The following is a 21943-nucleotide window of genomic DNA, read 5'->3' as shown; positions in this document are numbered from 1 at the left end:
CGAAATCGCCTTTGCCTCGACCAATCATAAGGCATAACGACTGCTGATTACGCTGTAAGCTAGTTCCAAATCAACCCGGAGCAACCCCATGGCACACGATATTTCCACTAACCTGCGCCAGCAGATCGACGCTTTGACCTATGCTGACCCGGATGTGGTCCTGAAGGAGCTGATTGAGACAGCTGATTTGACGGCCGCAGATCGTACAGACATCTCCGGGCTTGCAGCCAATCTTGTGCGCGATATTCGCGGTGCTACATCCCCTGGAATGATGGAGGTATTCTTAGCTGAATACGGCTTGTCCACCGACGAAGGCGTGGCGCTGATGTGTTTGGCCGAAGCATTGCTGCGTGTGCCAGATGCGGACACCATTGATGCTCTCATAGAAGACAAGATTGCACCCTCAGACTGGGGCCGCCACATGGGCCACTCGACCTCCAGCTTGGTAAATGCCTCAACCTGGGCGTTGATGTTGACGGGCCGTGTGTTGAACGACGACCAACCGAGCCCCGTGCGTCATCTGCGGGTCGCGATCAAACGTCTGGGCGAGCCGGTTATCCGCACCGCCGTCAGCCGCGCCATGAAAGAAATGGGCCGCCAATTTGTGCTGGGCGAAGACATCACAGCCGCCATGAAGCGCGCCAGCGCAATGGAAGACAAAGGCTATACATATAGCTATGATATGTTGGGCGAAGCAGCCCGGACCGACGCCGATGCAAAGCGTTATCACCTAAGCTATTCACGCGCCATTTCGGCCATCGCGACCGCGTGTAATGACGATGATATCCGCAAAAACCCCGGCATTTCGGTCAAGTTGAGCGCCCTGCACCCGCGCTATGAAATCGCACAAGAAGACGCGGTGATGCTGGATCTTGTTCCGCGCCTGCGTGCCTTGGCTTTGTTGGCGAAATCCGCGGGAATGGGCCTGAATGTTGACGCCGAAGAAGCCGACCGACTGGCGCTGTCTCTGGACGTGATTGACCGCGTTATGGCGGAACCGGCTCTTGCCGGGTGGGACGGCTTTGGCATCGTCGTCCAAGCTTACGGCCCTCGTGCCGGTACGGTTATCGATGCGCTTTTTGATATGGCCACCCGCCATGATCGCCGCATTATGGTTCGTCTGGTCAAAGGGGCCTATTGGGACACCGAAATCAAACGCGCGCAGGTCGAAGGCATCGACGGGTTCCCCGTCTTTAGCCGCAAGGCCGCAACGGATGTCTCCTACATCTCCAACGCGCGTAAATTGCTTCGGATGACCGATCGCATCTATCCGCAATTTGCGACCCATAACGCCCATACTGTCGCCGCGATCCTACACATGGGCGAGGACAAAGAAGCGTTTGAATTCCAGCGCTTGCATGGCATGGGCGAAACGCTCCACGGCCTCGTCATGGCGCAACACAAGACCCGTTGCCGCATCTACGCCCCGGTTGGTGCGCACCGCGATTTGTTGGCCTATCTTGTCCGCCGTTTGCTGGAAAACGGCGCGAATTCTAGCTTCGTCAACCAGATCGTCGATGAAGACGTGCCGCCAGAAATTGTCGCGGCTGACCCGTTCGACAAGCTTGCCGAGGCTGTACACATCATCCCCAAAGGACCGCAGATTTTCCTCCCCCTGCGCGCCAATGCGCGCGGCTTTGATCTGGCCCACACACCTACACTTGAAATGATCGAAAAGGCCCGCAATCCCCTCCGCACCCATAAATGGCGGGCCGCCCCGCTTATCGCAGGAAAGCTTGAGGCCAGCGCGCCCATCCCTGTGGAAAACCCCACAAACCCCGACCACAGCCCCGGCACCGTGCAAAATGCAACCGCCAAGGACGTGGCCACTGCCCTTGATGCCGCCAAACCGTGGGGCGCGACCCTTGCCACCCGCCGCAAAGTCTTGTTGCGCGCTGCCGACATCTTGGAAGACAGCTTTGGCGAGATCTTTGCGTTGTTGGCACTTGAGGCTGGAAAAACTCAACCCGACACCGTGTCTGAACTGCGTGAAGGCGTTGATTTTATTCGCTATTACGCAGCACAGGCGACCAATGCACCTGCTGCCGGCATTTGGACCTGCATTTCGCCGTGGAACTTCCCCTTTGCGATATTCTTAGGCCAAGTCAGCGCGGCACTTGCTGCTGGTAACTCGGTGTTGGCAAAACCGGCCGAGCAAACGCCTTTGACGGCCCATTTTGCGGTCAGTGCCTTGTACGAAGCTGGCGTGCCCAAAACCGCCCTACAGCTGCTGCCCGGCGGCGGCGATGTGGGTGCCATGGTTACGTCTGATCCGCGCATCGGCGGCGTGGCCTTCACTGGCTCCACGGGTACAGCCATGCGGATCCGCTCTGCCATGGCCGAACATTGCGCGCCCGGCACACCACTAATTGCGGAAACTGGTGGGTTAAATGCGATGATCGTCGACAGCACCGCCCTGCCCGAACAAGCCGTTCAGGCCATCGTGGAGAGCGCTTTCCAATCTGCCGGCCAGCGTTGCTCTGCGCTACGCTGTCTTTATGTTCAAGAAGACATTGCCGACGACCTGATCAAGATGCTGACAGGTGCCATGCACAGCTTGAACGTCGGTGATCCTTGGAACCTAAGCACGGATGTCGGTCCGGTCATTGACGAGTTGGCCCGCAAGGCCATCGCAGATCATATCGAAATCGCCCGTTCTGAGGGGCGATTGATGGCCGAAATGCCTGTGCCAAAAGGCGGCACCTACATCGCGCCGACAATGATCAAGGTAAAAGGTATTGGAGAGTTGGAGCGTGAAATCTTTGGTCCAGTCCTGCATATCGCAACATTCAAATCGCAAGACCTCGACAAGGTGATCGATGCCATTAATGCCACAGGGTATGGGCTGACGTTCGGCTTGCACACTCGGATTGATGACCGCGTGCAACACGTGTCCGAACGGATCGAAGCAGGCAACGTCTATATCAATCGCAATCAAATCGGTGCCATTGTCGGCAGCCAACCATTCGGCGGTGAAGGCCTGTCAGGCACCGGACCGAAGGCGGGCGGGCCGAACTACTTGCCCCGCTTTTCCGCCCCTGACGTTCAGAAAACGGACGCAATTTGGGGCAAGGCACAAACTAAGCTGCCCGCCCTGCCCGCTCATGTGACAACTGCAATCAGCACCCTGTCGCTGCCGGGCCCCACCGGCGAAAGCAACCGCTTATCGCTCATGCAGCGCCCCGCCTTGCTGTGCATGGGTCCCGGGAACGAGGCCGCGGCCGCCCAACAGCGCAGCGTCCAAGCGCTAGGAGGCACCGCCGTTGTTGCCACGGGGCAAATTGACCCCAGTGCCCTGACAGATGGCCCTGCCTATGGCGGTGTCTTTTGGTGGGGCGACAGCACAACGGCCCGCGCGGTGGAACAAGCCCTGTCCAAGCGCAAAGGCCTTATCATACCCCTAATGTGCGGCCTGCCTGATGATGGCCGCGTCCGTGCCGAACGCCATGTTTGTGTCGACACAACAGCGTCGGGCGGCAACGCCGCTCTGCTGGGCGCTGCGGGCTAAACTAACCTTGGACGCTTCCTTAAATGGGAGCGTCCCTCCTGCGAAGATGATGTCTTAGCGATCAAAGCGCCCTTGACCCCAAGGCGCTTCTCGCACAACCCTCGCCCCTATGTTTCCAATTCGCGATCATAACCCGTCCGGCCGCACGCCCTACGTCACCTACGCATTGCTGGCGATAAATATCCTAGTGTTTCTCAGCTATTTCACGCTGATGTCGAACACGCAGGCCATCAATCAGTTCTACTACGATTGGGCCCTGCTGCCCGCCCGTGTCGCCAAAGGCGACGGGTATATGGGCCTATTCACATCAATGTTCTTGCACGGTGGCTGGCTGCATTTAGCAGGTAACATGCTGTTTTTGTGGATCTTCGGGGACAACATAGAAGATGAAATGGGCCATGTCCCCTTCCTGATCTTCTACGTTGCATGTGGTGCCCTTTCTGGGGCTGCACACGTGTTGTCAGATGCTGGATCGATGGTGCCAACGGTCGGCGCATCTGGTGCGATCGCTGGCGTGATGGGGGCCTACTTGCTGTTATTTCCTAAGGCCAAAGTTGATGTCCTGATCATATTCGTGATCTTTTTCAGAATATTTCCAATCCCTGCGTGGATCATGCTTTTGCTGTGGTTGGCGATGCAGTTCGTCGGTGGCTTTGGCACATCTGCGGAAGAAGGTGGCGTGGCTTACTGGGCCCATGCAGGCGGATTTTTCGTTGGCATTGTGTTGGCGCTGCCTCTGTGGCTCAAACGAGGCGGCACCCAGTTCTGGGATGCGACCCAAGGCCATCCGCCCCACCCCGAAGCGCGCTATCCCGCGATCAACAGCCGCATGCCAAAGGTCCGGCGCAAATGACCGAAACTGTCAAAGCATCCTGCCACTGCGGCGCTGTTGTCATCGAAGCGACTTTGCCAGAAGGGTTAGCCAACCCCAGTCGCTGCACGTGTTCCTTCTGTGCGCGCAGACAAGCCGCAAACGTCACCGCAATCGCCACCGAGCTCAAGGTTCTGCATGGGGCGGATCATCTCACCCTCTACAGCTGGAACACCCACACCGCGAAACACTATTTCTGCAAAACCTGTGGCATCTACACCCATCACCAGCGCCGGTCTGACCCCACGCAATGCGGCATCAACCTAGGCTGCATCGAGGGGGCACAGCCGTGGGACCACGAACCGATCCCTTGGGCAGATGGCATCAAGCACCCAGCAGACAGCTAAAACATCGCCCGTTGTTGCGTCCTTCAGGATAAATTTAGAATGACGCGCCCCAGGGGTGGATTATCCGCGGATAACCTTTGCAAAGCCTGAAAACAGCGGCTCATTTGCACAGATGATTTCGCCATCCTCAAGGATGTTGCCATTGCGGCGCAAGGGTTCGACCAACCCGCCCGCTTCGCGCACCAAAATCACACCGGCTGCCAGATCCCATGCGTTCAAACGACGCTCCCAGTATCCGTCGTACCGCCCAGCCGCCACATAGGCGAGATCCAGCGCAGCCGAACCCCAGCGCCGCACACCGGCACAAACCGGGGCAATCCGCGCAACCTCTTTCAAGGTGTCTGGCAAGTCAGGACGACCCCCAAATGGGATGCCCGTCGCATAAATAGATTCGATCATTTTCGAGCGTCCGGAAACCCGAAGACGCATGTCATTCATCCAAGCGCCTGTGCCCTTTTCGGCAAAGAACATCTCGTCCTTGGCAGCATCAAAAACAACACCGGCCACGACCTGACCTTTGTGCTCAAGGGCGATGGAAACCGCCCAATGCGGCAGCCCGTGCAGAAAGTTTGTTGTGCCGTCCAACGGATCAACGAGCCAGCGGCGGGTCGGGTCATCGCCTTCTTCTGCGCCACCTTCTTCGGCCAACCAGCCATAAGTGGGGCGCGCAGTGCGCAACTCTTCTTTAATAATTTGCTCAGCGTTGGTGTCTGCGCGGCTAACGAAGTCACCGGCCCCCTTCATCGAGACCTGAAGGTTCTCGACTTCTCGGAAGTCTTTGACAAGCGCGCGGCCTGCCCGGCGCGCAGCCTTGATCATGATATTGAGGTTTGCACTACCAACCATCTGTCGCACGCCTTTTACTGAGGGATCAGGCGCTGCGTATAGGTGCTCTGCGCGCGCTTGCCAAGGGCCGCAAATCAGGCTGGCACAATGCAGCCCTTTAAGCAGCGCGTAGCCTGCCTTATATCAAGCCCAACCCAACGTCTCTCGTTACATAAAAGGCTATTAAAATGACCGACACCATGCAGCGTATTGTCCTTGCCAGCCGCCCTGATGGCGCGCCCACGCTAGATAACTTCCGGCTCGAGGACACGAAGGTACCGACGCCAGGCGATGGCGATGTGTTGGTGCGCGTGCATTACATGTCTATTGATCCATATATGCGTGGCCGCATGGATGACGCAAAGTCTTATGCTGCGCCGATCCCTGTTGACGGCTTGATGGAGGGTGGTTCGGTCGGCGAAGTCACCACCTCCAACGATCCCAAGTTTAAGCCCGGCGATTTTGTCATGGGTCCATTTGGCTGGGCAACCCACGGCGTAGCACCTGCCGCTCAAGTGATGAAGATTGACCCAAATGTAGCACCCATCCAGACAGCGCTTGGCGTGTTGGGCATGCCGGGATTTACTGGCTGGCTGGGGTTGACCAAATATGGCCGCCCCGTCGAAGGTGAGACTTTGGTTGTGGCCGCTGCAACCGGCCCCGTCGGTTCCATGGTCGGTCAGATCGCAAAGGCCAAGGGGCTTCGTGTTGTTGGCATCGCAGGCGGGCCAGAGAAATGCGCGCTGGCTGTGGATAAATTCGGCTTTGACGCCTGCCTTGACCACCGGGCCCACAAGACTGCCAGCGAGTTGCGCGCAGCGCTCAAAGACGCCTGCCCAAATGGCATCGATGTGTATTTTGAGAACGTAGGCGGCAAGGTTTTGGAGGCCGTGACACCGTTGATGAACCTGCACGGGCGCATCCCCATCTGCGGCATGATCGCATGGTACAACGAAGGTGGCCTTGGCGAAACGGCCAGCGACGCAGGGCTGACTGGGCCGAAGCTGTGGCGCACGATCTTGGTCAAATCGCTCAGCGTAAACGGCTTTATCATTTCAAACCATTGGTCTGAGTTGCCCAAATTCTTGGGCGAAGTTGCGCCGAAGGTCGTCGGCGGCACCTTGGCCTATGAAGAGGACATTACCGAAGGTTTGGAAAACGCGCCACAAGCGTTCATCGATCTGCTGACGGGCGGCAATACTGGCAAGGCATTGGTCAAAATCGGGTAAAAACCATCCAACATGGGCGGGCTTCGGTGTATTTCCCGCCCATGTTGATACCGACCACGCAGCGACGCCGGCGTCCTTTAACAGATGCTCTGTCGCCCTTTGCAAAGGCAGCATTGCTTAGATTTCCTGCAGTTTCCGCGCTTCTTGCCCCGCAAGCTTCAGCAACTCCTCCATGAAGGGTTTGTTACGGTCGTCGCTGCGCACGGCAGCATAAAGACGCCGGGTGATGCCTTTTTTCGTCAATGGCCGCGTCACGTAATCTGATGAATACTTCACCTCGCGCACCACCCAGTCAGGCAGGACAGACACACCGCGATTCGACGCGACCAACAGCAAGATCACTGCCGTCAGCTCGACCTGACGGATCGCTGCAGGCTCGACTTTAGCGGGGATCAAAAGCTGGCTGAAAACATCGAGCCGGGTGCGCTCAACTGGATAGGTGATCAGTGTCTCGCCGCGAAAATCTGCAGCCTCAATGAACGGTTTCTGGGCCAAAGGGTGCTGACTCGCCGCGACAAAAACCGCGTGATAATCAAACAACTCCACAAACTCCACGCCTGCGATTTCTTCGGGATCCGAGGAAACCACCAAATCCACTTCCTCGCGCAAGAGCGCTGGCAATGCATCAAAAGCAAGGCCGGGGCGGATATCAACGTCAACTTCATTGAAACTGCGCCGAAATTGCTCAAGCACTGGGAACAGCCATTCGAAACAGGCGTGGCATTCAATCGCGATATGCATGCGCCCTGTACTGCCTGCGCGCAGACCGGAGAATTCATCCTGCAGGGCCGCGACCTGCGGCAACACCTGATGCGCGAGCTTGAGCAAGCGTTGGCCGGCCGGTGATAGCTTCAGCGGCTTGGAGCGGCGCACAAACAACTCAACACCCGCCTGATCCTCCAGCCCTTTTACCTGATGGCTCAGCGCGGATTGCGTGATGTTCATCATCTCAGCGGCACGGGCCAACCCGCCGGCCTCGTGAATGGCTTGGATGGTGCGAAGATGTCGAAATTCGATATGCATATGAGGCGATCCTCATGTTGAAGATGAAAGTTATGAATTTGTCTCACATCCGCACACGTGCGACAAGGGGCGAAACAACAAGGATACCGCTATGAACACGCCTGCCATCTCCTTCGAAGTCTTCCCTCCCCGTTCTGTCGACGCGGCGTTCAAGCTTTGGGATACCGCGCAGGCGCTGGCACCGCTGACCCCTCGGTTTTTCTCAGTCACTTACGGCGCGGGTGGCACCACCCGCGATCTGAGCCATGATGCCGCCCATGTGCTGCGCCGCACGTCCGGCTTGCCAGTGGCAGCGCACTTAACCTGCGTGGGGGCTAGCAAAAAAGAAACGCTAGAGACCGCTGAGCGTTTCGCCAAAATCGGCATCACAGATATCGTCGCCCTGCGCGGCGACCCGGCGGATGGCGACACAAGCTTTCAGCCGCACCCCCAAGGGTTTGCCAACAGCGTCGACCTCATCGAAGCACTGGCAGAGACCGATAAATTCACCATGCGCGTTGGGGCCTATCCTGACAGCCACCCAGATGCGGTCAGCCAGCACGCCAATATCCAATACCTCAAGCGCAAATTTGATGCGGGCGCGGATGAAGCGATCACACAATTCTTCTTTGAAGCCGATACGTTCCTGCGCTTTCGCGATGCCTGTGCCGCCGCTGGAATCACAAAAAAGATCATTCCCGGCATCCTTCCTGTCGCCAACTGGGCCTCTGCCCGCAAATTCGCGGATCGATGCGGCGCTGTTGTCCCCGCGTGGATCGAAGAAGCCTACCGCGCGGCGGAGCGTGATGGCCGTCATGACCTGCTGGCGACCGCCCTGTGCACCGAGCTTTGCAGCGATCTGCTCGATGAAGGTGTTGAGGATCTGCATTTCTATACCCTCAACCGTCCAGAACTGACCAAGACGGTCTGCCACGCGATGGGAATTACGCCGCGTAGTGAGCTCTCAAACGTCGCTTAACCGCTTGCCTTAAGTGTATAAAACCACCTAGCTTCTTTGGTAACTCGTCTTACCGGAGAAACCTCATGGTGCGTTTTGCGCAATCCCCCGATGACCTGCCCAGCCAATCTGACGCGATCAAGCTGTCAGGGCTGGAATTCATGCAAGCCATTTTGGATGGAACCAATCCCGCCCCCCCCATTTCTCAGACAATGGGTTATGGTCTGCACTGCGTCGAGAAGGGCCGCATCGTGTTTCGCGGCGCGCCAGAATTTCAGGCCACCAACCCAATGGGGACGGTACATGGCGGCTGGTATGGCACTCTTTTGGATTCTGCTATGGCCTGTGCGGTTATGACAATGGTGCCGCGTGGGTCAATCTATACCACGTTGGAATATAAGATAAATATCCTACGTTCCATCCCGTTAGGTATGCAGGTCGACTGCGAAGGGCTGATTGATCATGTGGGTCGTTCGACCGGCATTGCGCATGGCGAAATCAGGGGCGTTGAAGACGGCAAACTCTATGCCACCGGATCGACAACCTGCATCATTATGAAAATCAGCTAGATTTGACTGCAGGCCAGCTACTCACCCTGATCGGCAGCCTAAACCAATTGTAAACATCACTCTGCAGAAGATGCATGTACCTGCGGTGTCGGATTATCAGCAGAGCCGCGGCGAACATCCACACTGGCGTCAATACGCTCTGACGGATCCGCGCCAACAATGCGTTTGCGTCGCGACAGGAATAGTTTTGCAAACCCGCGCCAGCGCCCAACCGACGGCGCGGTTGCGTCAATTGGAAACCGCATTTGCCATTCTTCGGGCAGTGGCACGCCGCAAGCGTTGGCCTGTTTCAACATCCAAACCAACGGGATATTCGACAGGCCGCGCGCCTCGCTAAACCCATTCAAGTGCCCCCCCACATCGCTGTGGCTTCCGGGGAACCAGACTTGGTCAATGTACCCTTCAAATCCTTCGGGCGATGTCCAGAGAACGGGCGAATAGACCACGCGGTTTTCATCAATGGCCAACGCCTGAAAACCGTTACGAACACTTCCGCCAAGCGCGTGTGTGTGAAATGCGTGCTCCGCCGTGCTGAGACGCCACAAGATCGGCGCGTTGAACCCTAGCGACTTGACCGTATCCCAAACACCAATCATTTCAATTTCGACCTGGGGATAGCAATGCGCGCTGGCAAATGCGCGCGCTGCAGGGCTGCTAGGTCCATCCCGGTAATGGCGGTAGGTCTGGCGCACATTGCGTTCTGTTGCATCTTCTGCGCGCAAAAGGCCGACCATATCGATCACGCCAGCAAGGCTGCGCACGGCATAAGCCCCTCGCGAATACCCCATCAGGATGATCTGGTCGCCCGGACGGTAGCGCGATGCAAGATACCCATAAGCCCGCCGGATTTGACGGTTGATACCCCGTCCCGCCGCCACATCTAGGGCTGAACGCCAATCGTGCCATTGCGGTCCTGGTTCATAGTAAATCGACAAGGCCGCGCCCATCTCGCGCAGAAGTTTATACGTAAGCCCCGCGTTGGATTCGTACCCTGCCGTCAGCGATGACATCGTGCCATCAAGGATAATGACATGAGTTTGCTGACCGCGATGCGGCGTAAAATCGCTATCCGGACGCGTCCAGAACTTACCAAAGAGGCGCGCAAAAATCGATTTATTCGGCCGCGATCTTGCCACCTTGCAACAACTCCCAAACCTTATGGGGCGTAAAGGGCATATCAGCCTGCCGCACCCCGTGATCCCAAAGCGCATCCTGCACGGCGTTTGCCACCGCCGCCAACGCGCCAACCGTGCCCGCCTCGCCGCACCCCTTCATCCCCATGCGGTTTGCGGTCGACGGAACGGGTTCGCTGGTAAAGGATATATTGGGCATATCTATGGCGCGCGGCATGGCATAATCCATGAAAGACGCCGTCAGCAACTGGCCATCTTCATCGTAAACAACATGCTCCTGCACCGCCTGCCCGATACCTTGGGCGATCCCTCCGTGTACTTGCCCTTCGGCCAGCATCGGATTGATAAGGTTACCAAAATCATCAACGACGGTATAGCGATCCACCGTCAAGATCCCCGTTTCAGGATCAATCACAACCTCGGCCACATGCGCTCCATTGGGATAGCTGCGCGCCGGCAATGTGGTACGGGCGGTATGGCTCAGCAGGTCCTCGCGCCCCTTGTCGCGCGCCATCTGTGCGACGTCCAACATCGTCGGCGTCAGGTTTGTGCCCTCTGCACGAAAGCGTTCATCGTCAAAACTGATCTCGGATGCGGGCACGCCCATTTCGTCAGCGAGGAAAGCGGTAAATGCTTCCGTGATCTTGTCCACGGTGCCCAGCGTGGCCGTATTTTGCGTGGTAACTGAGCGCGAACCACCAGTTCCTCCGCCGGTAGCAATAAGATCGCTATCGCCTTGAACAACCACGATCTGTGACGCTGGAATGCCCGTTTGATCACTTAGGAATTGCGCATAAACAGTTTCGTGGCCCTGCCCGTTCGACTGAGTACCCACATAGATCGACACCTGACCGTCGTCTTCAAAAACAACCTTGGCCGTCTCGGATGGGTCCCCCAGGATGCTCTCGATATAATAACAAAGCCCCTCTCCGCGCAGCAGACCACGGTTTGCATCCGCCGCCTTGCGTGCGTCAAATCCGTCATGCTGCGCCTCAACGGCTGCCCGGTTGAGAACCAGATCGAAATCTCCGACATCATACATCTCGCCGGTGGCGCTTTTGTAGGGGAATGCATCAGGCTTGATGAAGTTGATCCGCCGCAATTCCCACGGATCAACACCCAGCTCGCGCGCGGCGCGGTCCATAATCCGCTCTAGGACATAGATCGCCTCAGGGCGCCCGGCCCCGCGGTATGCATCCACCTGCACAGTATTGGTATAATAACCCTCAACTTGCAGCCATGTCGTCTGCACATCATAGACCCCCATCAGCACCCGACTGAACAGCGATGTCTGAATATGCTGCGCAAACTGGCTGTTATAGGCCCCTAGATTGCATTTTGTGCGCACCCGGTAGGCGGTGATCTTGTTATCTTCATCAAAAGCGAGCTCCGCCAGCGAGGTCAGATCACGCCCGCCATTATCGCTGAGCATCGCTTCGGTCCGCTCGGACATCCAGCGCACAGGCCTGCCCAAAACGCGGGCACCATGTGCCGCCAAAAAGTACTCCGGATAGGTCATCGCTTTCATCCCAAAAGCGCCACCAGTATCGGGGTTGGTCACACGTATATCATCGGCTTCAAGCCCAAAGGCCGTGGCTAGGTAGTCCTTATGGACCCAAACGCCCTGCGCATTGTTAGCCACATGCAGGCGCTTGCCATCCCATTCGGCAAAACAACCCCGTGGCTCGATCGAATTGACGATAATCCGGTTGTCATCGACATCCATTGCCACAATGCGAGCGGCGGATTGGAACGCTGCCTCCGTTGCCGCCTCATCGCCGGTGCCCCAATCAAAGGCGCAATTATCAGGTGCTTCGCCGTGGATCTCCTGTCCACCTCGCGCGATGTCCAACTTAACGGGCAGCTCTTCGTACTCCAGCACGATCAACTCTGCGGCGTCGCGTGCCTGCGCCAAAGTATCTGCGATCACCACCGCAACCGCCTCCCCGACAAACCGCATCCGGCCTTTGGCCAACATCGGGCGCAAAGGCTGCGCGCCCTTCGTGCCGTCTCGGTTTTGCACCAGCGAGCTAAAAAGCCCAATGTTCATCCCTGCAGCTTCAAGATCAGCGCAGGTTGCCACCAGATGCACGCCTTCAACTTGCGCCGCATCAGACACATCTAATTCGGTGATGTCCGCATGGGCCACGGGGGCACGAAAGACAAAAGCATGAAGCGATCCTTCGGGGGCGATGTCATCGACATAGCGCCCTTCGCCCGTCAGAAAACGCACATCCTCTGTCCGTTTGACTGATTGGCTCTTGCCGAATTTTTCCATGTTTTTCGCCCCTTGGTGCCGAGTTGCTGCCCAATGCAAACTATATCAGGCAACGGCAGTGTCTAGAGCATTACACCGTTTTGTCAGGTGCACGCGGTCGCATTTTTCTGAACCCTACAACGGTTGAAAATGCCCGGGCGCGTCCGCTCCACGGAGGCAAAACCGCCTTGATACACCGTAAACCACCCAGTTGATCTCGAGCCCAAGGCATAAGCGTCTGCCAGCAATTAGGGACACGCCTGCAATTAGAGGCAATTTGACCAACACATGACCCAACCAAAGGGCACCAGCCACCCTTTCCCTCACGCGCAAGCTGGGCTAGATCACCAAAGCGCAGACGCGAGGGAAAAGATCATGGCACTGGACAAGACATTTGACGCCGCTGAGGCCGAAGCCCGGCTTTATGCCGCATGGGAAACCGCGGGCGCATTCAAGGCCGGGGCCAATGCGTCACGCGATGAAACATACTGCGTGATGATCCCGCCGCCGAACGTGAACGGCTCACTGCACGTGGGCCATGCGTTCAACAACACGCTCCAAGACATTCTGACCCGCTGGCACCGCATGCGCGGCTTTGACACCCTGTGGCAACCGGGCCAAGACCACGCAGGCATCGCCTTGCAGCTTGCGGTCGAAAACAAGCTGTCTGAGAGCGGCATCAAACGCACTGATCTAAGCCGAGAAGAATTCCTCACCCACGCTTGGGCATACAAAGAAAACACCGCTGACACCATTGTGGGTCAGCTCAAGCGCCTCGGTGCTTCATGTGATTGGTCGCGCAATGCGTTCACCATGTCCGGTGCTCCGGGCGACACCCGCGTTGGCCACGAGAACTCCCCTAACTTCCACGACGCCGTGATCAAAGTCTTCGTTCAGATGTACAATGATGGCAAAATCTACCGCGGCAAACGTCTGGTCAATTGGGACCCCCGGTTTGAGACGGCGATTTCTGATCTTGAAGTAGAGAGCACCGAAGTTGACGGCCATATGTGGCACTTCAAATACCCGTTGGCGGGCGGTGCTACATACACTTACCTGGAAAAAGACGAAGACGGTAACGTCACGCTGGAAGAAGAGCGCGACTACATCTCGATTGCCACAACGCGACCTGAAACTATGCTGGGCGACGGAGCTGTTGCCGTTCATCCATCGGATGAGCGTTACGCGCCAATAATCGGAAAACTATGCGAAATTCCCGTTGGCCCGAAAGCGCAGCGCCGCCTCATTCCGATCATCACAGATGAATACCCCGACAAGGATTTCGGCTCAGGCGCGGTGAAGATCACAGGCGCACATGACTTTAATGATTACGGCGTCGCAACCCGCAACAACATTCCGCTTTATGCGCTGATGGACACCCGCGGTGCGATGCGTGCCGACGGTCTGCCCTACATCGAGGCCGCGGCCCGCGCCCAAGCAATTGCTGATGGATCCGAGGACGCACCCCAAGATGCGACCGAGATCAATCTGGTACCCGACGCTTACCGTGGACTGGACAGGTTTGAGGCGCGCAAAAAGGTGATCGAAGACATCACTGCAGAGGGTCTTGCCGTGATGACCGAAGCGGGCGATCCGCGCCTCGGTAAGCCCAAAAAGAAAGCCACTGATGAGGATGCACCCACGTCTGTCCCCCTCGTCGAGGCCAAGAAGATCATGCAGCCGTTTGGCGACCGGTCCAAAGTTGTGATCGAGCCGATGTTGACCGACCAATGGTTCGTCGACACAGACCAGATCGTGCAGCCCGCCATCGACGCTGTGCGCAATGGCGACGTGAAGATCATGCCCGAAAGCGGCGAGAAAGTGTACTATAACTGGCTGGAGAACATCGAGCCTTGGTGCATCTCACGGCAATTGTGGTGGGGACATCAGATCCCGGTTTGGTTTGGTCCTTCGAAAGAATGGATTGAGCATTTTCTTGAAAGTAAGAAGAATGACGAAGCCTGGGCGCAGTCGATCAGCTTCGAAGGCAACAATGCTTTAGCTGACAAACAGTTCTGCGCTCCCAATGCGATCCAAGCGCATTCACTGGCACAAGATTATTACAGTAGTGATGTCTCCGTCTCGATATTGCCTCAGTCCAAGGATGGCTGTTTCATTCTAAGAAAAACCCTGGATGGAAAAATTGAGCTGGAAATTGGCCGCGACCCAGACGTTCTAGACACATGGTTCTCTTCAGGCCTCTGGCCCATCGGCACCCTCGGTTGGCCAGATGAAACGGACGCGCTCAAGAAGTACTTCCCCACGTCCGATTTGATTACAGGGCAAGACATCCTGTTTTTCTGGGTCGCACGCATGATGATGATGCAGCTAGATACCACGGGCAAAATCCCCTTTGACACTGTCTACCTTCACGGCCTCGTACGTGATGCGAAAGGCAAGAAGATGTCGAAATCAGTGGGCAACGTCATCGACCCGCTCGATATTATCGGCGAATATGGTGCCGACGCGCTGCGCTTTACCAACGCGGCTATGGCGTCACTTGGTGGTGCCCTCAAGATGGATACAGCCCGCATTGCCGGCTACCGCAACTTCGGTACGAAGCTTTGGAATGCGCACCGTTTTGCTGAAATGAACGGCGTCTTCGACGGCACTGCGGCCACGATACCAAAGGTAACCGCGACGCTTAACATTTGGATCATCGGGGAAACCGCGCGCATTCGCGAAGAAACAGATGCTGCCCTTACCGCTTACCGTTTTAACGATGCTGCAAACGGGCTTTATGCCTTTGTCTGGGGCAAAGTCTGTGACTGGTATGTTGAGTTGTCCAAACCGCTCCTGCAGGATGACGCACCCGAAGCAGAGGAAACGCGCCAAACCTTGAAATGGGTTCTGGATCAATGCCTTATCATGCTGCACCCCATCATGCCGTTCATCACAGAAGAGCTGTGGGGCACCACCGTCGCGCGTTCAAAAGTGCTGGTACACGCCGATTGGCCCGACTACACAACCGCCGATCACCTCATTGAGGCCGCCGATATGGAGATGAACTGGGTCATCGGATTGATTGAGAGCATCCGCTCTGCCCGGACCCAGATGCATGTGCCTGCGGGCCTCAAAGTGCCGATGATCGCAACTGAAATGAGCAGTATGGCCAAAGGCGCCTGGGCGCGGAATGAGGCCATGATCAAACGTCTCGCCCGTGTGGAATCCTTGGAAACTGCTGACAGTTTCCCGAATGGCACCGTCAGCATCCCTGCGCCGGGCGCGCAATTTGGCCTGCCTTTGGCCGGGCTGATTGATCTCGACGAAGAAAAGGCGCGCCTGCAAAAGTCGCTCGACAAGCTGATGAAGGAAATCGGTGGCCTTAAGGGGCGGCTCAACAATCCAAATTTTGCAGCCTCCGCCCCCGAAGAAGTTGTCGCTGAAGCCACTGCAAACCTCGCTGCACGCCAAGAAGAAGCTGATCAGCTCAATGCTGGTTTGTCTCGCCTCAACGAATTGGGCTGAGCTGCGTATCAAATTGTTGACCCCGCCTGCGAATATGGGCGGGGCTGAGAGTTTGTCGTTGGATATCTATGAGCGGGTTCACGCAAGAACCGCGCTGCAGGCGCTTATTTAAATACCGCAGGGCGCTTGCCGAATTCAGCAGCAATCACTTCCATCTGATGCGGCTTGCCAATCAACTCCGCCTGGGCGCGGGACTCCGCCAACAGCACATCCTCAGATGATCCTACTTCTGCCAGCGCAATCAGCGCCTTGGCCGCACGTATCGCACTTGGGCTTTTTCCAGCGATTGTCCCTGCCAGCTTCATCGCCGCAGCAAGTGGATCATCGGCCAGCTCGGTCACCAAACCCCAACGTTCTGCCTGCTGTGCATCGATCCGTTCGGCCGTGTATGTTAGTCGACGCAAAACGTCGCTGCGGACCAAATGCGGAAGCAACACCATGCCGCCCATATCCGGAACGATCCCCCATTTCATCTCCATCACAGCCAGCTTGGTTTGGGGTTCAGCAATGCGGATGTCCGCCCCCAGCGCCAGCTGCAGTCCTGCGCCGTAAACCGCACCATGCAATGCGGCGATCACCGGCACACCCACGCGTGTCCAGATCATCGCGACTTCTTGCCATTGGTTTGTGGTCCTGTCGCCATGGCTGCGCGGCATGATGAGCTCAACCGGATCTTTGCCAATCATCCCCGACAACCCACCGATATCAATGCCTGCACAAAACGCCTTGCCTTCGCCTGACAGCACCACAACCCGCGCAGCTGATGCGGCCACCTCTTGACCAGCAGCAATGATTGCATCGATCATCTCCTGATCGACCGCGTTCATTTTGTCAGGTCGGGTCAAGCGTACATGGGCGATGTGGTCAGAATAGGTCACTGTTACGCGAGGCATGGGTTTCTCCAGGGTTGGGGTCCCCAGCATCTCAACCGATTACAGGGCCACATGCCACCAAAACGTGGCGGCAGATCAAAGCGGTACGACTTTTTCAATCGCGCGCATGGCACCCAGCCCTTTATCGTAAACCAACGTCAGGATTCGCCGCGTTGCGGGAGTGCGCAGTGCAATTCCGGTGCCGCGCAAGGCCCCTGCTGCAGCCGTAGCTGCCAAAAAACTGCGCCGTGTAAGCTTGGCCATAAGAACACCCCCCTCAGATGCGAATGATTCTCACGTAACTACGAAAAGGTCGCTTTCAACCCCTTGCCCACAGCGATCCAGCAGCGTTACTTTGGGGATATGACCCATGCCCGCCTTACCCCGCTTGTCCAATCGCTCCCCGCAACCGTGCCTTTTGTTGGCCCTGAAACGCAAGAACGCGCGCGAGGTGCCCCGTTTACCGCAAGGCTTGGCGCGAATGAAAACGTCTTTGGGCCCTCCCCGCGTGCGATAGACGCGATGGCTGAGACCGACCAATGGATGTACGGCGATCCCGAAAGCCACGATCTGCGCAGTGCACTCGCGGACCATCACCAGACCACACCTGATCATATCATTGTCGGCGAGGGCATCGACGGCTTGCTAGGTTATTTAGTCAGGCTTTGTGTCGCCCAAGGCGATGCCGTGGTGACCTCTGCAGGGGCATACCCTACGTTTAACTACCACGTCGCCGGCTTTGGCGGGGTGCTTCACACTGTCCCTTACAAGGACGATCACGAAGACCCTAACGCGTTGTTTTCAGAAGCGGCAGAAGTAGATGCAAAGCTGGTCTACCTTGCCAATCCGGACAACCCGATGGGCAGTTGGCACAAAGGTGGGGACCTCGTCGAGGCGATGGATGCACTGCCCGCAGAAAGCTTGCTAGTGCTTGATGAGGCATATGTCGATTGCGCCCCGCAAGGCACCGCCCTGCCGCTGGCATTCAGTGATCCGCGCGTGATCCGGATGCGGACGTTTTCAAAGGCTTACGGGATGGCAGGCGCACGTGTTGGCTATGCTCTTGCCGATCCAGCGCTCGTTTCGGCATTCGACAGGGTGCGCAACCATTTCGGAATGAACCGTGCCGCACAGGCCGGAGCGCTCGCCGCCCTGCAAGACCCTGATTGGCTGGCGCAAACTGTCGCAAGCATCGACATCGCACGCACCCGCATCGCAAAAATTTCCACGGACAACGGGCTGAAACCACTCCATTCGGCCGCAAACTTTGTCACCATTGATTGCGGGCGCGACGGGGCTTTTGCCAAGGCAGTTCTCGACGGATTAGTGGCGCGCGGCATCTTTGTGCGCATGCCGTTTGTGGCCCCGCAAAATCGCTGTATTCGTATCAGTTGCGGTACCCAAGCCATGCTTGATGCTGTTGCAATTGCTCTGCCAGAAGCGCTCAGCGACGCAATGAAGGGCTGACAGCCACAATTTTCGCGCTATCATCCAAATCGTCAAAACCCGGAGGGCCAATGAATCACGACCGCCAAGCCGCGCCCAATTACACCAACGCTTGCATCACGATGTTTGGCGTGAACATTGCATGGATCTTCTTTGCGATTTGGGCCGCGTGGGGTCTAGCTGCCGCAGCATTGCTGGGCTGGCTGATCAACCGCGTGATCCGCCACATCGGCGTCCGGCGCGGCACGCTGTGAATCGGCAATAACTTGTGCCGCAGCGTCCAGTGCACCAGCGCCATGTGCAATATCCAGACTGCGCATCCCCGCTTCTACACCGCCGAGCAATCCAAGGATCATGTGCCCATTTACATGGCCCATATGACCTAAACGGAAAAAGCCGTGCCATGCCGCGTCGCCCGGTTCCGCCATACCCAGACCAATGCCAAGGGTCAGGCCCAGGTTTTCTTCAACCCATGTGCGCAAGCGCGTTCCATCCGGTGGCTCAAGGCGCAATGCGGTCACCGCATGGCTCCGGTAATCCCGGTCCGCAACATTCATCGCAAAATGACCGGCACCACTCCATGCCTCTGATGCGGCCCAAACCGCGCGCGCCAGTGTTTCATGGCGCAACCAGACATTTTCAATGCCTTCTTCTTGGATCATATCGAGAGAAGCGCGCAGACCGTAAAGGTGATGTGTTGGTGCCGTACCGCCGAAATACTCAAAAAACTGCTCAGGATGGGCACGTGGCATCCAATCCCAATAACGGCTGACGCGAGGCATGGCGTTCCGCACCGCCTCAGCGCGGTCATTGAAGAAAACGAACGAAACGCCAGGCGGAACCATCAGCCCCTTTTGGCATGCCGTCACCATCACGTCGACGCCCCACGCGTCCATCTCAAACACGTCACATCCCAGCGAGGCGATGCAATCTGCCATCAACAACGCCGGATGTCCCAGATCATCCAAGAGCACCCGAAGGGCTGAGATATCATTGCGGATCGAGCTTGACGTATCAACATGTACGGCCAGCACCGCTTTGATTTCATGCGCCTTATCGGCCGAAAGGGCTTCTGCGACTCGCGCCATTTCGATGGGTGAGTGCTTACCAAAATCAATCAAATCAACCTGTGCGCCCAGCCCTTCAGCCATCTCGCCCCAACCGACGCCAAAGCGGCCCGTGGCAGGCACAAGGACCCGGTCGCCCGGACTGATCACATTGGCCAGTGCTGCTTCCCACGCGGCATGCCCGTTGCCGATATAAATCGCGACGTGATGCTGCGTCCGCGCCACAGCCCGTAAATCACGTGTGAGGTCGGGCATCATATTGATCAGCTCACCGGCATAGATATTGGGTGCCGCACGGTGCATTGCACGCAAGACAGCGTCCGGCATCACAGAAGGTCCTGGGATGGCTAAATAGGATCGGCCTTGTGCCAGCGTTGTTGCCTTGGTCATCGCAGGTTTTCCTTTGCGCTATAACCCGATTCAGCTCGCAACTTAGCGGCCCGCGGCGGGACGTCAATCGCTTGCCCCGCTCCGTCGAGCGCCCTACAGTCAGCTGTGCAGCAAACCGCCGCCAAGGACAGTGATATTTTGACCGAGCCGCAAACCTACACGTCCCGCGAATTGTTGACCTGGCTCTGGCATGGGTACCTCAAACGGCACCTTGGGATGCTAAGCCTAGCGCTTGTTTTCATGATCATTGAAGGCTCAACTTTGGGTGCGCTTGCGCGCCTGATGCAACCAATGTTCGACCAAGTTTTTGTTGCAGGTGACAAAAACATGTTGGTTTTCGTGGGCCTCGTATTGGTCGGCATCTTTGTGGTTCGTGCAATTTCCAGCGTGGCACAAAAGGTGCTGCTAACGCGGATCGCACGACGCTCGGCCGCAGACATGCGCATTGATTTACTCGATCAGATGATGGCGCAGGATGGGGCTTTTCATCAGACGCACCCGCCGGGCTTTCTTATGCAACGCGTGCAATTGGACGTTAACGCGGTTGGATCTGTCTGGCGGTCGGTCATTACCGGTGCCGGACGTGACTTCATTGGCCTCTTGGTGCTGTTAGGCGTGGCTATTTCTATTGATCCGATTTGGGCGCTGCTGGCCTGTATCGGCATCCCCGTTTTGGTTTTGCCTGCCGCTGTCGCCCAACGTTTTGTCCGCCGTCGGGCCCGCGAGGCCCGCGACCTAGGCGCCACCCTTTCTACCCGTCTCGATGAAGTATTCCACGGCATCGTCCAGATCAAACTCAACGCGCTGGAGCAATATCAGGCCCGCCAATACCGCGATATCACCAACAAATTCATCGAGACCGAAGTCCGTACCGCCTTTGGCAGCGCTGCTATTCCGGCAATGATCGATATCATGTCCGGCATCGGCTTCATGGCTGTAATCCTCTATGGCGGCTCCGAAATCCTTGAGGGCGAAAAGACCATCGGCCAGTTCATGACCTTCTTTACCGCGATGGGATTTACCTTTAGCCCCCTGCGCCGTCTGGCAGCCGTAAGTGGCCTATGGCAAACGGCGGCCGCGTCCCTTGAACGCCTCAAAGAACTCATGGATGAACCAGTCCTGCTCAAATCACCAGCCAAACCAAAGCCCGCCCCAAAGGGCGTGCCTGATATCACGCTTGACGGGGTATCGCTGTCTTATGGCGAAACGCAGGTGTTGCATGACCTGACCCTGACTGCGAAGGCCGGTAATACCACGGCGTTGGTCGGCCCATCCGGAGCCGGAAAATCAACCATTTTCAATCTGTTGACGCGCCTTGTTGATCCGCAATCTGGCAAGGTGAAACTTGGTGGGATTGCGACCGACGAGATGGCCCTGCCCGATCTACGCAAGCTCTTTTCCGTCGTCACCCAAGAAGCGCTGCTGTTCGATGAAACTTTACGCGAAAACATCGTGCTGGGCCGGACGGACGTTACGGACGCGCAACTCAAAAAGGTGCTTGATGCTGCCCATGTCTCTGACTTCATCCCGAATTTGGAAAACGGCTTGGACACCCGCGTCGGCACGCGTGGATCCACCCTATCAGGTGGCCAGCGCCAGCGCGTTGTGATCGCACGTGCATTGCTGCGCGACACCCCGGTCTTGTTGCTGGATGAGGCCACTAGCGCCCTCGACGCCCAATCCGAGCAGGTCGTCCAAGACGCGCTCGACCGACTAGCTGCCGGGCGCACAACCATCGTGATCGCGCACCGTTTGTCGACAATTCGTGGCGCTGACAAAATTGTGGTGATGGACCGGGGCCGCGTTGTCGACCAGGGAACCCACGAAGAACTGCTCAAGCGCGGCGGTACATACGCCGATCTTTACCGCCTACAGTTCAAAGACGCAGGTGGTCCGGGCCAAACTGCACCAGTGCCAAACACCAACCCCGACGACACTGAGGTCGGTCTCCTTCAACGGCTGTCGCAACTGCTCTTCGGACCAACGGGAACTTAATAGGGT

16 protein-coding genes are annotated in these 21943 nt (G+C 57.2%); 9 read left to right on the top strand and 7 right to left on the bottom strand.

The genetic code is table 11. The features are described from left to right. Nucleotides 1–88: 88 nt before the first annotated feature. The 3 genes from putA (at nucleotide 89) to cas8a1 (ending at nucleotide 4726) form a co-directional block, all read left to right on the top strand. Entirely contained in the window at nucleotides 89–3508 is a 3420-nt protein-coding gene (gene putA / locus C1J03_RS07420; RefSeq protein WP_114885161.1) for a bifunctional proline dehydrogenase/L-glutamate gamma-semialdehyde dehydrogenase PutA, read from the top strand. A 109-nt stretch (nucleotides 3509–3617) separates the two neighbouring features. Continuing rightward, nucleotides 3618–4361: a rhomboid family intramembrane serine protease gene (locus C1J03_RS07415; RefSeq protein WP_114885159.1), complete on the top strand. Its 744-nt coding sequence runs from the start codon at nucleotides 3618–3620 to the stop codon at nucleotides 4359–4361. Further along, nucleotides 4358–4726, top strand: a complete 369-nt coding sequence (cas8a1, locus tag C1J03_RS07410; protein WP_114885157.1) for a type I-B CRISPR-associated protein Cas8b1/Cst1 — start codon at nucleotides 4358–4360, stop codon at nucleotides 4724–4726. Before C1J03_RS07415 ends, cas8a1 begins: the two co-directional genes overlap by 4 nt. 60 nt (nucleotides 4727–4786) lie before the next feature. Here cas8a1 and C1J03_RS07405 read toward each other — a convergent pair whose 3' ends face one another. Next, entirely contained in the window at nucleotides 4787–5572 is a 786-nt protein-coding gene (locus C1J03_RS07405) for an inositol monophosphatase family protein (protein WP_114885155.1), read from the bottom strand. 167 nt (nucleotides 5573–5739) lie between these two features. Here C1J03_RS07405 and C1J03_RS07400 point away from each other — a divergent pair, with 167 nt between their 5' ends. After that, nucleotides 5740–6780, top strand: a complete 1041-nt coding sequence (locus C1J03_RS07400) for an NADP-dependent oxidoreductase (RefSeq protein ID WP_114885153.1) — start codon at nucleotides 5740–5742, stop codon at nucleotides 6778–6780. Nucleotides 6781–6897: 117 nt separating this feature from the next. Here the strand turns inward: C1J03_RS07400 and C1J03_RS07395 are convergent, their stop codons facing one another. After that, entirely contained in the window at nucleotides 6898–7803 is a 906-nt protein-coding gene (locus tag C1J03_RS07395) for a LysR family transcriptional regulator (protein WP_114885151.1), read from the bottom strand. Between the two features lie 91 nt (nucleotides 7804–7894). Between C1J03_RS07395 and metF the strand changes: the two genes are divergently transcribed. Both metF and C1J03_RS07385 read left to right on the top strand, forming a co-directional pair. Beyond that, the gene (gene metF / locus C1J03_RS07390) at nucleotides 7895–8761 is read left to right on the top strand and encodes a methylenetetrahydrofolate reductase [NAD(P)H] (protein ID WP_114885149.1); all 867 of its coding nucleotides are present in this window, start codon (nucleotides 7895–7897) and stop codon (nucleotides 8759–8761) included. Nucleotides 8762–8826: 65 nt separating this feature from the next. After that, nucleotides 8827–9309, top strand: a complete 483-nt coding sequence (locus C1J03_RS07385) for a PaaI family thioesterase (RefSeq protein ID WP_114885147.1) — start codon at nucleotides 8827–8829, stop codon at nucleotides 9307–9309. Nucleotides 9310–9365: 56 nt separating this feature from the next. Here C1J03_RS07385 and C1J03_RS07380 read toward each other — a convergent pair whose 3' ends face one another. Both C1J03_RS07380 and C1J03_RS07375 read right to left on the bottom strand, forming a co-directional pair. Further along, nucleotides 9366–10445, bottom strand: a complete 1080-nt coding sequence (locus C1J03_RS07380; RefSeq protein ID WP_441351128.1) for a DUF2235 domain-containing protein — start codon at nucleotides 10443–10445, stop codon at nucleotides 9366–9368. Continuing rightward, a complete protein-coding gene (locus tag C1J03_RS07375; RefSeq protein ID WP_114885145.1) occupies nucleotides 10423–12720 on the bottom strand; it encodes a xanthine dehydrogenase family protein molybdopterin-binding subunit in 2298 nt (765 codons plus the stop codon). Before C1J03_RS07375 ends, C1J03_RS07380 begins: the two co-directional genes overlap by 23 nt. Before the next feature lie 354 nt (nucleotides 12721–13074). Here C1J03_RS07375 and C1J03_RS07370 point away from each other — a divergent pair, with 354 nt between their 5' ends. Next, nucleotides 13075–16167, top strand: coding sequence for a valine--tRNA ligase (locus C1J03_RS07370; RefSeq protein ID WP_114888900.1), 3093 nt, complete (start codon nucleotides 13075–13077; stop codon nucleotides 16165–16167). 104 nt (nucleotides 16168–16271) lie between these two features. Here the strand turns inward: C1J03_RS07370 and C1J03_RS07365 are convergent, their stop codons facing one another. Together C1J03_RS07365 and C1J03_RS07360 are read right to left on the bottom strand one after the other, a co-directional pair. Beyond that, a complete protein-coding gene (locus C1J03_RS07365; RefSeq protein WP_114885143.1) occupies nucleotides 16272–17060 on the bottom strand; it encodes a crotonase/enoyl-CoA hydratase family protein in 789 nt (262 codons plus the stop codon). 75 nt (nucleotides 17061–17135) lie between these two features. After that, nucleotides 17136–17303, bottom strand: coding sequence for a twin-arginine translocation signal domain-containing protein (locus tag C1J03_RS07360; protein WP_114885141.1), 168 nt, complete (start codon nucleotides 17301–17303; stop codon nucleotides 17136–17138). Nucleotides 17304–17402: 99 nt separating this feature from the next. Between C1J03_RS07360 and C1J03_RS07355 the strand changes: the two genes are divergently transcribed. Continuing rightward, on the top strand, nucleotides 17403–18506 hold the full coding sequence (locus tag C1J03_RS07355; protein ID WP_114885138.1) for a pyridoxal phosphate-dependent aminotransferase: 1104 nt from the start codon (nucleotides 17403–17405) through the stop codon (nucleotides 18504–18506). 155 nt (nucleotides 18507–18661) lie between these two features. On the opposite strand, the gene C1J03_RS07345 is transcribed toward C1J03_RS07355, so the two are convergent. Further along, the gene (locus C1J03_RS07345; protein WP_114885135.1) at nucleotides 18662–19942 is read right to left on the bottom strand and encodes a pyridoxal-phosphate-dependent aminotransferase family protein; all 1281 of its coding nucleotides are present in this window, start codon (nucleotides 19940–19942) and stop codon (nucleotides 18662–18664) included. A 216-nt stretch (nucleotides 19943–20158) separates the two neighbouring features. Here C1J03_RS07345 and C1J03_RS07340 point away from each other — a divergent pair, with 216 nt between their 5' ends. Then, complete coding sequence (locus C1J03_RS07340) at nucleotides 20159–21937, top strand: ABC transporter ATP-binding protein (RefSeq protein WP_114888899.1); 1779 nt, start codon at nucleotides 20159–20161, stop codon at nucleotides 21935–21937. The last annotated feature ends 6 nt before the right edge of the window (nucleotides 21938–21943 follow it).

The sequence above is a fragment of the Sulfitobacter sp. SK012 genome (assembly GCF_003352085.1).
Classification (GTDB): Bacteria; Pseudomonadota; Alphaproteobacteria; order Rhodobacterales; family Rhodobacteraceae; genus Sulfitobacter.
The sequence above is the reverse complement of the archived record's forward strand: the minus strand, read 5'-3'. Positions and strand labels throughout refer to the sequence as shown.

Coding starts and splice junctions, on each gene's coding strand:
- C1J03_RS07340 (WP_114888899.1), top strand. CDS start 20,159: ATGCTAAGCCTAGCGCTTGTTTTCATGATCATTGAAGGCTCAACTTTG.
- C1J03_RS07345 (WP_114885135.1), bottom strand. CDS start 19,942: ATGACCAAGGCAACAACGCTGGCACAAGGCCGATCCTATTTAGCCATC.
- C1J03_RS07375 (WP_114885145.1), bottom strand. CDS start 12,720: ATGGAAAAATTCGGCAAGAGCCAATCAGTCAAACGGACAGAGGATGTG.
- C1J03_RS07365 (WP_114885143.1), bottom strand. CDS start 17,060: ATGCCTCGCGTAACAGTGACCTATTCTGACCACATCGCCCATGTACGC.
- cas8a1 (WP_114885157.1), top strand. CDS start 4,358: ATGACCGAAACTGTCAAAGCATCCTGCCACTGCGGCGCTGTTGTCATC.
- C1J03_RS07370 (WP_114888900.1), top strand. CDS start 13,075: ATGGCACTGGACAAGACATTTGACGCCGCTGAGGCCGAAGCCCGGCTT.
- C1J03_RS07355 (WP_114885138.1), top strand. CDS start 17,403: ATGACCCATGCCCGCCTTACCCCGCTTGTCCAATCGCTCCCCGCAACC.
- C1J03_RS07400 (WP_114885153.1), top strand. CDS start 5,740: ATGACCGACACCATGCAGCGTATTGTCCTTGCCAGCCGCCCTGATGGC.
- C1J03_RS07385 (WP_114885147.1), top strand. CDS start 8,827: ATGGTGCGTTTTGCGCAATCCCCCGATGACCTGCCCAGCCAATCTGAC.
- C1J03_RS07405 (WP_114885155.1), bottom strand. CDS start 5,572: ATGGTTGGTAGTGCAAACCTCAATATCATGATCAAGGCTGCGCGCCGG.
- metF (WP_114885149.1), top strand. CDS start 7,895: ATGAACACGCCTGCCATCTCCTTCGAAGTCTTCCCTCCCCGTTCTGTC.
- C1J03_RS07360 (WP_114885141.1), bottom strand. CDS start 17,303: ATGGCCAAGCTTACACGGCGCAGTTTTTTGGCAGCTACGGCTGCAGCA.
- putA (WP_114885161.1), top strand. CDS start 89: ATGGCACACGATATTTCCACTAACCTGCGCCAGCAGATCGACGCTTTG.
- C1J03_RS07415 (WP_114885159.1), top strand. CDS start 3,618: ATGTTTCCAATTCGCGATCATAACCCGTCCGGCCGCACGCCCTACGTC.
- C1J03_RS07395 (WP_114885151.1), bottom strand. CDS start 7,803: ATGCATATCGAATTTCGACATCTTCGCACCATCCAAGCCATTCACGAG.